The 9933-nt window shown below is 40.6% G+C and carries 7 protein-coding genes and 1 pseudogene; 5 read left to right on the forward strand and 3 right to left on the reverse strand.

Annotation, left to right across the window (positions count from 1 at the left end):
- Positions 1-34: 34 nt before the first annotated feature.
- Positions 35-634, reverse strand: coding sequence for an SH3 domain-containing protein (locus tag ACFE93_RS09375; RefSeq protein ID WP_375473046.1), 600 nt, complete (start codon positions 632-634; stop codon positions 35-37).
- Positions 635-1305: 671 nt separating this feature from the next.
- On the opposite strand from ACFE93_RS09375, the pseudogene ACFE93_RS09380 reads away from it, so the two are divergent.
- A pseudogene (locus tag ACFE93_RS09380) lies at positions 1306-2527 on the forward strand (glutathione S-transferase family protein).
- A gap of 690 nt (positions 2528-3217) precedes the next feature.
- Entirely contained in the window at positions 3218-5023 is a 1806-nt protein-coding gene (locus ACFE93_RS09385) for an iron uptake porin (RefSeq protein WP_375473047.1), read from the forward strand.
- A gap of 113 nt (positions 5024-5136) precedes the next feature.
- Here ACFE93_RS09385 and ACFE93_RS09390 read toward each other — a convergent pair whose 3' ends face one another.
- Positions 5137-6006 (reverse strand): pentapeptide repeat-containing protein, encoded by an 870-nt coding sequence (locus tag ACFE93_RS09390; protein WP_375473048.1) that lies wholly within the window; start codon positions 6004-6006, stop codon positions 5137-5139.
- A gap of 261 nt (positions 6007-6267) precedes the next feature.
- Here ACFE93_RS09390 and ACFE93_RS09395 point away from each other — a divergent pair, with 261 nt between their 5' ends.
- Positions 6268-7278, forward strand: coding sequence for an ABC transporter ATP-binding protein (locus ACFE93_RS09395; protein ID WP_375473049.1), 1011 nt, complete (start codon positions 6268-6270; stop codon positions 7276-7278).
- Positions 7279-8091, forward strand: a complete 813-nt coding sequence (locus tag ACFE93_RS09400; RefSeq protein ID WP_375473050.1) for an ABC transporter permease — start codon at positions 7279-7281, stop codon at positions 8089-8091.
- A 153-nt stretch (positions 8092-8244) separates the two neighbouring features.
- Here ACFE93_RS09400 and ACFE93_RS09405 read toward each other — a convergent pair whose 3' ends face one another.
- Positions 8245-8415: a four helix bundle protein gene (locus tag ACFE93_RS09405; RefSeq protein ID WP_375473079.1), complete on the reverse strand. Its 171-nt coding sequence runs from the start codon at positions 8413-8415 to the stop codon at positions 8245-8247.
- 190 nt (positions 8416-8605) lie between these two features.
- On the opposite strand from ACFE93_RS09405, the gene ACFE93_RS09410 reads away from it, so the two are divergent.
- Positions 8606-9933: GldG family protein (locus ACFE93_RS09410; protein WP_375473080.1), on the forward strand; the 1328-nt coding region annotated here is incomplete at its 3' end.

The raw sequence follows: 9933 nt of genomic DNA on the forward strand, positions 1-9933 counted from the left end.
GACTGCAAACTTTCATCCCGCAGCCAAGTAATATCTAGATTTTCGCCGCGTTTAGTAATTTCCTCCCGTGTAAAGCAGCGCCAGCGTCCCGACTCGCCGAACAACTAGTAAGGGCTGCCCCACATTGATCTTCCCTTGTCAACCAACCCTTAACACCTTGATATTCTACCTGCGCCCAATCTCTTTGACAACCTAGCAATTTGACAGCCGTATTAGCAGGAATTCTTCTCGCTTTTTGGCTTTCTTGATTTATGCCAGTATATAAAGACACGCCATTAGTACCGGAGCCTCGCGTTCTTAAGCCTAACTTTGGCACAAATACCCATCCAGTTCCTTGAAAACCATTGCTAGCATTAGTAATCTGCACCCAATTTCCAGCCGCACCAATAACCTGAACTGTTTCGTTGATGGGTATTTGTCCTATAATTACGTTATTTGTACTTGCACCACTCCGCACATTTAACCCTTGCGGATCTGTATCGGTGACGTAGGCAAAAAGATCGCACTTTTGAGAATTACTTGATTTCGCTAAACTTATTTCACTAGCTATACCAGTATGGAGTATCACACTAATACAACTGAATGCCAATCCGATCGCTAACTTTGATGCTCGATTTTTTGCTTTTTTTGTCATAATTTATTCGAGTTTCTGGCATCAGTAACCAAGCCTGAGTCTTATTTATATTTCCAAGAGATTTTAGTACTGTAACAGCACTTACGCAACTGGCACAGCGCGATCGCGATCATCTCAGCCATTTTAGCCATTCACTTTCGCATCAATGCTGCATGGTTAGTCTTTGGTAGCGCCTTCATTGGATAGGGTGCTTCACTCTTAAGCTACACTCGATGAAATTGCAAGTATTTTAGATTACTAGCAGCTCTTAACTTGACTTTATACACTTAAAGGAATAAGTGTATTTTTTGACTTAAGATTTCTCTCCTCTGTATAACTCGAATTGATAGAGATTTTTCTGATTTTGACGGCTTCAGTAAGTCAAAAAATAGATATATTAAATCTTGCTTTCAAACTATTCTTATGTAATAATCACTATTAACTCCGATAAGTGCGTAAATTTACAGTAGTTAACGGTCAGACTTCAAAAATTTAACTTTTTATCTATTAAAAAATAGATATAGGTTGGGTTGAGCGACGCGAAACTTTATATCGATCGGAGTGTTGAGTTTCGTTCCCCAACTACAATTTTTTTGCAATAATTTAGCCATAACACACCCTACTTAGATTTACTTTATAAATCAACTCTGACTCATTTTTGGAAATAAACTTAACTTAAACCAAGGTGAAATATGTCAATTCAAGACACAGTAGCTAATTGGGAGCAACTATTAGAAATTGCCCAAAAAAATACCCCGGCTCGACGAGTGCGTAGACCAGGGCAATCTCCTTCTACCACTCCCATCCCTAGCAGTCTCCATAAACTGCCACTAGATACAGAACCGCCAGTACTGCTCTACCGCGATACTAACTCTTGGTGTCCATTTTGCGAACGGGTTTGGTTTGCTCTCGAAGAAAAAGAAATTCCTTTTGCAACAGAGTTTATCGACTTGAGCAACAAGCCTAAATGGTATACTGATTTAGTTCCCACAACCCTTGTCCCGGCTGCGAAAATTGAGGACAAGTTAGTTTATGAATCCAAAGAGATTCTGTTAGCGTTAGAAGAACGATTTGGGTCAACCTTGCTTCCTGAAGATCCAGAAGAAAACGCCGTTGCTAGACAGTGGCTTGAGGATGCTGAAACCAATAGTGTGATAGGTATCGCCTACAAATTTATCAGAAAAGCCCCGGAAGATCCAAATGAATTAGCAAGCTTACAGATAGCTTTTGAAGCGAAATTAGACGAACTAGAGCAACTTCTCGGAAAGTATCCCGGCCCCTACTTTTTGTCAACCTTTAGCCTCGTAGATATTACCTATAGTCCCCATTTAGACAGATTGGCGGCTAACTTACCCGTTTATCAAGGATATTACCTCAAGGGAAATCCCCGGTATCCTCGGATCAACGCTTGGTTTGAAGCGCTCAAACAGCGTCCTGCTTATCACCGCGTTAAATCGGATGATACCACCAACAATTTACTTTTGCGTCGTTTATGGGGCGTGACCCCAATCGGTAATCCCTTACCTCCTGACCCGGCCGTTAGCCAAGAAATCCAATTTCGGGCAGAAGCGGCTGAAAGGTTGACTGATAACCGAGAAGTTGCTTTAGGAGATATTCTGAAAAACTCTGGGGTACAAGCATTAGCAGTCAATGGCGACACAACAGTTGTTAAAGAAGCAGTTGATTTTCACCTCAGATTACTGGCTGACTATCTGATCAATGGCAATGGTGCAGCATTACCGTGGGGACGCGTGGGTGGTAAAGACAATGCCGATCCGACTCCGGCAGCGAGCGATTGGTGCGATCGCACTTGCCTATGTGAGAAATCGCATTTGTGCGCCACGGGATATGAGCGCTGGTGCTGCAACTGCATTCCGGGCAGCAGCTGATAAGGTGTTGGCATCTCTTTATTAGCGATCGCATTTCCAGGTCATTTACAAAAGAATGTAGAGACGTAGCAGTGCTACATCTCTACAAAAGTTTTAAATGGAGATATCTTATATCATGATTCCCACAATCATCGCACCCCTCCCCTTAATCCTCTCCCCAAAGCTATACGATTGTTTCGCCTAACAATGCCATTGTTTCGACTGACAATAAACTCATTTATTGATTGCACGAGCGATCGGGTTATATATTTTAATATTATCAAAAAGCTATTTCTTATTATATTAAATAATACTTTAATATTGTTTGTATATATTTAAAAAGTAAAAACTTCAAAAATGTTTATTTTTGTAAAAAATACATAGTAAAGTACCACTTATCAAAACTATAGTGTATCTATAAAGTTTAAGTGGTTTAAAAATTTCAAAAAGTGTTTTTCAAGCGATGAAGTCCTTACTTATTGCTAAATAATTGTTAAAATTACAATTTTGAGCTTGATAAAAGCTGCAATTATCCTCAGCCGATGCATCGACTGAGATATTACTATGTAAATTTTACACAAAGTAATTTTGTGCGGCATAAATTTGCATATTTAATTGGCAAACTCTCAATAAAAAGAGTATTTAATTATTGAGAGCTTGCTTTGGTAAGTTAGCTTTAGCTTGTGAATAATTAGGATTTGCAAAAAACAGTAGTGTTTTATTTTGTGTGTGAGAAATGAGTGTGAATTACTACAAATTAATGTGTACGAAAAGAGTCAGTTGGCTGTGCTTACTTACTGCTTTTATTTCGCTGGGTGCATCTCCTGCAACTGCTCAACTAACTGCTGACAATCCTGTAAACAATTTTGAGAGCGCAGACAAAGACAACAGTAGCGTCTTTTCAACTAATTTTAATTCTTTAGAATCTAATGCGATCGCTCAAGTAAATTCAGTATCTCAATTATCTGATGTTAAGACAACAGATTGGGCATTTCAAGCACTGCAATCGGTAGTGGAGCGTTACGGTTGCATTGTGGGATATCCTGACAGTACTTACAAAGGAAATCGTACCTTAAGCCGTTATGAATTTGCTGCTGGCTTGAATGCTTGCTTAGATAGAATCAACGAACTGATTGCTACTAGCACTGGTGATTTAGTTAAGAAGGAAGATTTAGCTACTCTCCAAAAACTTCAAGAAGAATTTACATCTGAACTTGCGACACTACGCGATCGAGTAGATGCCTTAGAACCTCGCACTGCTACCTTAGAAAAGCAACAGTTTTCTACCACAACTAAACTTAATGGCGAAGCGATTTTTTCTTTGTCCACAGCAACAGGTGGAGAACCAGGTAGCCAAGATGCTAAATTAGCCTTCAATAATCGCGTCAGGCTCAATCTTACCAGCAGCTTTAACGGCAGTGATTTGTTCATTGTTGGACTTCAAGCTTACAACTTCAGATCGACAGGATCGTCTTATGAAAGAGGAACCATTCAAGGCCAAATACTGCCAAATTCAAGTTTTTTTGGCGTAGGTTCAACCAAGTTAAGCTTTGAACCCCAATTTCCTGGTTTTAATCCCCAGACACTGCAACCTGACGGCGGAGCAAACTCAGTTAGTCTTTACAAGCTAGCTTATGTCTTACCGTTGTCTCAGAAATTCGTTGTTTTTGGTGGAACAAATGCAGAGATTACAGATGTTTTTCCTGCCATCACTCCCTACGCTAGCGATAGTCAAGGTGCAATCTCTCGATTTGCAGGTTACAACGCTGCCGTCAGAATCACAGGAGGTACTTCTGGTACGGGTTTATTAACGGGTGCTGGTTTCTTGTGGAATCCTTCAAAACAAGTAGGACTCGGAGTTATCTATGGTAGTGGTTCGGCTTCAATACCAGAAGATCGCGGACTTTTGAACACACCTTTAGGAGGAGGTTTCTTTAACGGTACACAAGCAATTGCTGCACAACTAACCCTCAAACCAATCTCAACTATTGATATCGGCATCAACTATGCACACAGTTACCACACAATCAATATTCTCGGTACAGGCTTGGGTAGCGCTGATATTGCTTCTATTCGATTTACTCCCAATGCAGCACAATTGGCGAGGTTTGGTGGTGACGCTGCACTAGCAACTCTTGATGAGCCAATCAATGTAAATTCTGTGGGTGCAACAGTAACGTGGCGGTTTGCGCCGAAAACATCCTTGTCACTGTCAGGTGCATTGCTTTTTGCTAATCTCTTGAATGTAGATGCCTCTACAACCTTTAGTAGCTGGTCGGCTGGGTTGCACTTTAAAGATATATTCCATGAAGGGAACACCGCCGCCGTCATTTTTGGACAGCCACTTTATCGACAATCTGTAGCGGGAATTGCTTCTCGTCCAGAAGACGCGACTCCCTACCATCTAGAAACGTTTTATAACTATCGGGTCAATGACAATATCTCCATTACCCCTGGTGTATATTTCATCTTCAGCCCGGAAGGCTTTAGTGCTAATGACACAGCAATTGTAGGCGCACTTCGCACTACTTTTGCCTTCTAGAGCGCTAGGGCGTGTTTTCAAAGTCTTAGATCCCCTCAACCCCCCTTTTAAGGAGGGCTAAGAGTCTATTGCTTCACTTGACTATTTTTATGGATTCTCCAAAATTTAGGTGATTAATTTTGAAAACATCCTTTCTTAATTTTACTAAAAATAAAAGGTTGCTCTAAATACTCTTCTAACCTAGACTTGCAAGCAGGTAGTCCTAATTTGGCGCGAAATTCTTCGTCATATACCGCTTCTTCCCAATTTTGTGCTAATTTAATTTGCTCGGTCGTCAGATTTTTAGCATGACGAAAATCTGTTCTATCTACATTACTTTGAGTCAAGTCAACATCATAGAGGTTAGCACCTCTTAAATCTACTCCATGTAATTCTGCAACATTTAATCTAGCACTACTCAAATCTATATATCTTAAGTCTGAGAACGTTAATTCACTATAGGTTAAATCAGCATTTTGTAAGTTTGCTGATTGAAGATTAACACTATGAAAGCTGACATGAGACAAATTAACATTTTGTAAGTTTGCTGATTGAAGATTGACATCCCCAAAGGTGACGTAAGATAAATTAGCGTTGCTGAAATTTGCTCCCACTAAATCTACATTTGCAAGGAAGGTACTTTTTAAGTTAGCACTACTTAAATTTGCAGCACGAAGATTACTATCATAAATAGATAAGCCAGAGAGATTAGTATCAGAAAAGTTAGCTGATTGTAAGTTAACTTTCTCTAACGAAACTTTATAGTCTGCATTACAACTAAAATCAATATCACCAATTTCTGAAAATCCAGATTCTCCACGATCATCTTCAGATTTATCAGTCCATCGCATCTCTGCTTGGCGTAAATCAGCACCTCGTAAATTTGCACCATTTAATTTAGCATCTGTGAGTTCCGCTTGACGCAAGTCAGCTTCTGCTAAATTCGTATTGCTTAAATCTGCACCACCTAAATCACACTTGGGACATTTTTTAGTTGTCAGCAACTGCTTTATGTGATTGAGATTTGCAGTTCTTTTAGCCTCACAATTTGTACAACCAAGAAGAAAACTAATTAATAGAACTGATGCAATTAGTTCTTTTAATTTTATATACATACTCAATTATGAATTATCAATTATTTTGACACAAAGAGATTTTTCAGGAACTTTACCCTTTGTTAGCTAATCTTAGTGCCAGTCCCCCATACCCACTATTGCGATCTAAGATTGTTGGGTATATTATAAATTGCGATCGCCACTATACCGATGATCGAAGTTGAACATCTGAGTAAAATATACGGCTCCACCCCAGCGATTACTGATGTCACTTTTAGCGTCGAACCTGGAGAGATTTTAGGGTTGTTGGGCCCCAATGGCGCTGGTAAAACCACAACCATGCGGATTCTGGCTGGTTATTTACCGGCAACCAATGGTAATGCCCGGATTGCTGGTTATGATGTCCATGAAAATTCCCTCGCTGTGCGCCAACGCATTGGTTATTTGCCCGAAACACCGCCGTTATATCCAGACATGACGGTGGAGGGATTTTTGCATTTTGTCGCCCGAATTAAGGGAGTTCCAGCAGGCGATCGCCCTAACAAGGTAACAGCTGCTATCGAACGCTGCAACTTAGAAGATAAGCGGCGGGTGATTATTCGCAAACTCTCTAAAGGATACCGTCAAAGGGTAGGAATTGCTCAAGCGATCGTCCACGATCCCCCAGCAATCATTTTAGATGAACCCACCGTTGGACTCGATCCCCGCCAAATAATTGAAGTGCGAAATTTAATTAAAAGTCTCGCTGGTACTCACACAATTATTCTTTCCACGCATATTCTGCCAGAAGTGAGTATGACTTGTAGCCGCGTCGCCATCATCAATCGCGGTAAAGTTGTGGCAACTAATACACCAGAAAACCTGATGACTCAGTTGACAGGCGGTTCAGGGTATGAATTAGAAATAGAAGGAGAAGCTGCCCTAGCGAAACAGGTATTGCAAAAAGTCGCGGGTGTGAGTTTGGTAGAATCAATTCCCACAGCCGGGATGCACAGCCATCAACCCCAGGAAAATCGCGCTTACCTGCGGGTGATATCGCAACCCGGAAAAGAACCAGGACGCGATATTGCCACAACATTAGTCCGTGCAGGATTCGGTTTACATGAACTGCGGCGGGTTAACGCCACCTTAGAAGACGTATTCTTGCAACTAACCACAGAAGAAAAAAATTTCGATCCTGAGATAGACTTAGCAGCAGACAACGAAGGAGAAGCAGCGTAAATGGGTATAGTGCTGAGTAATATTATTGCCATTTATCGCCGAGAGTTACAAAGTTATTTTGTATCGCCTTTAGCTTATGCGATCGCAGGCATATTTTGGTTCATCGCCGGGTTATTCTTCGTGATGATTTTGCTAGGGCCAGACGGCATTTTGGTAGGAGTTGCGGCAATAGATGCACAAGGGCAACAGCTGGGAGTGCCAGTACCGCCGATAGATGTCCCCTACGAATTTATCCGGGCATTTTTAGATCGTATGGGATGGCTATTGTTGTTTATCCTGCCCATACTTTCGATGGGGCTCTATGCCGAAGAACGGAAGCGGGGTACTTTAGAACTATTAGCCACCTCACCAATCACCAATTGGGCGGTAGCTGTAGGTAAATTATTAGGCGTAATCACATTTTTTATCACAATGGTTGCACCTATGCTAGTGCTGGAAGCGATCGCTATCAGCGGCTCAAATCCACCAATGACACCCTCAATTCCCTTACTAGGTCATTTTGGATTAATCTTACTAGCAGCAGCAATTTTATCTGTAGGAATGTTTATTTCCTCATTAACAGACAGCACAATTCTATCAGCCGTTCTTACCTTTGCAGTAATCTTATTATTGTTATTGATTGATTTAATCGCCAAAATTGTTCCTGGGCCCGTAGGCGAAGCTTTAGGTTATTTGTCTTTGCTGAAACATTACAACACCTTAATTCAAGGCATTTTTGATACTAGTGCCTTGATTTTATTCGCCAGTTACATTTTTTTAGGAATCTTTCTCACAGCTCAATCAATTGATGCACTGCGTTTTCAAAGGCAATAGTCATTTGTCATTGGTCATTTGTCCTTGGTCATCTGGTACATTGCCAATTGAGTTTAGGTAGGAGTTTAATTTGGGTGCTAGTTCGTTAATAATTGTTTTGATTGCATTTATCTGCTCGGTAGTTAATAAGTTACGAGTGTGAGCTAGTCTTAACTAATGTTGAGTTTCATTCAAAGAGCGTGTTGCTATTTTTATAAAACGTCTATTTTCTTGAAAACTACCTCTTCCTACACCTTCTGTTATATTGGCACTGATACTATCTGGCGAACGTACAATCTGTTTACCAATCGTATCTTTTGCAAAAAAATTACATCCTTTAACAATTTTTCAAATGTCATCAGCTAATTGTTCTAAGAATTGATAAACCTGTAATTATTGGAAACACTTTGTTGCCATTTATTCAGTTGTATTACTTATCTTATTTTTAGTTACTCAATTTTCGTCCATATATTTTTACTTGTCACTATTTTTAGACCGATAAACAATGACAAATGACCAATGAAAAATGAAAAATATGAAGATAGTTGCAAAAAAGAAACTGTGGAAATATCTGTTTTGGTTAGGCCCATTCCTAATTACTGTCGGCTTAACAGTTGGGTTAGTCTCTGAACAGTGGGGATTAATTCCCTTAGTATTTTTGATTGGGGGAATTGTCATCAGTGGGTTGGGCATAATATGGCAAAGCTACCAGAGTAACTGGTGGAATCGTCGTTCTACTCAAGTTGGGACTAATGCCCTAGTGGCAACTCTAGCAGTATTGGCAATTTTGGGATTGATTAACTTTTTAGGGACTCGCTACCACTTGCGGGCAGACTTAACAGAGGCTCAATTATTTACCCTTGCACCCCAGTCACGTGAATTAGTAAGAGTTTTGCCACAGCCTGTTAAAGTGTGGGTGTTTGATGTTAACCAAAATCCCCAAGACCGAGAACTACTAGAAAATTATCAACGCCAAAGCTCAAAATTTAAATACGAGTATATCGATCCCCAAGCTAGACCAGGACTTGCAGAAAAGTTTGGCGTTAAAGATTATGGAGAAGTTTATTTAGAATCTGGCGATAAACGACAATTAGTACAAACAATAAATGAAAATCAGCGCTTGTCAGAAATCAGATTAACTAGTCACCTGCAACAACTAACAAATTCAACCACAGCCAAAGTTTACTTACTGCAAGGTCATGGCGAACGCCAACTTTCGCCTGGTAAAGATGCAATATCACAAGCAGTTCAGGGATTAGGCGACAAAAATTTCACAACATCACCGTTGAATTTAGGAGAAACTTCCAAAGTTCCTCAAGATGCGGCTGTAGTGATAGTAGCTGGCCCCAAGCGAGGGCTGTTTGAAGGTGAAGTCAAAGCCTTGCAAGAGTATCTTAATCGCGGTGGTAATTTACTGCTGATGATCGATCCTAATACCGATCCCAAACTTAACAGCTTGCTACAAGAGTGGGGTGTTCGTCTGGATAATCGTTTAGCAGTAGATGTTTCTGGGGAAAGCGTCATAGGACTTGGCCCTGCCACGCCCTTAGTAACAGAATACGGACAACATCCAATTACCAAAGATTTCGGTAACGGCAATTCTTTTTATCCGATTGCCCGACCACTGGAAATTACCTCTGTGCCTGGTGTTCAGGCTACTCCACTGTTACGAACCAAACCCTACCCCAACAGTTGGGCAGAAAGCGATCTCCAAAGTGAAAAATTAGAGTTTAATGCAGATAAAGACCTCAAAGGCCCTTTAACCTTGGGCGTTGCCTTAACAAGAAAACAAACATCCAAATCTGCTTCAACTCTCCAAGCTGCACCTACACCTTCACCCCTACCATCGCCAAGCACTCAAAG

It is taken from the genome of uncultured Nostoc sp. (genome assembly GCF_964247315.1).
GTDB lineage: Bacteria > Cyanobacteriota > Cyanobacteriia > Cyanobacteriales > Nostocaceae > Nostoc.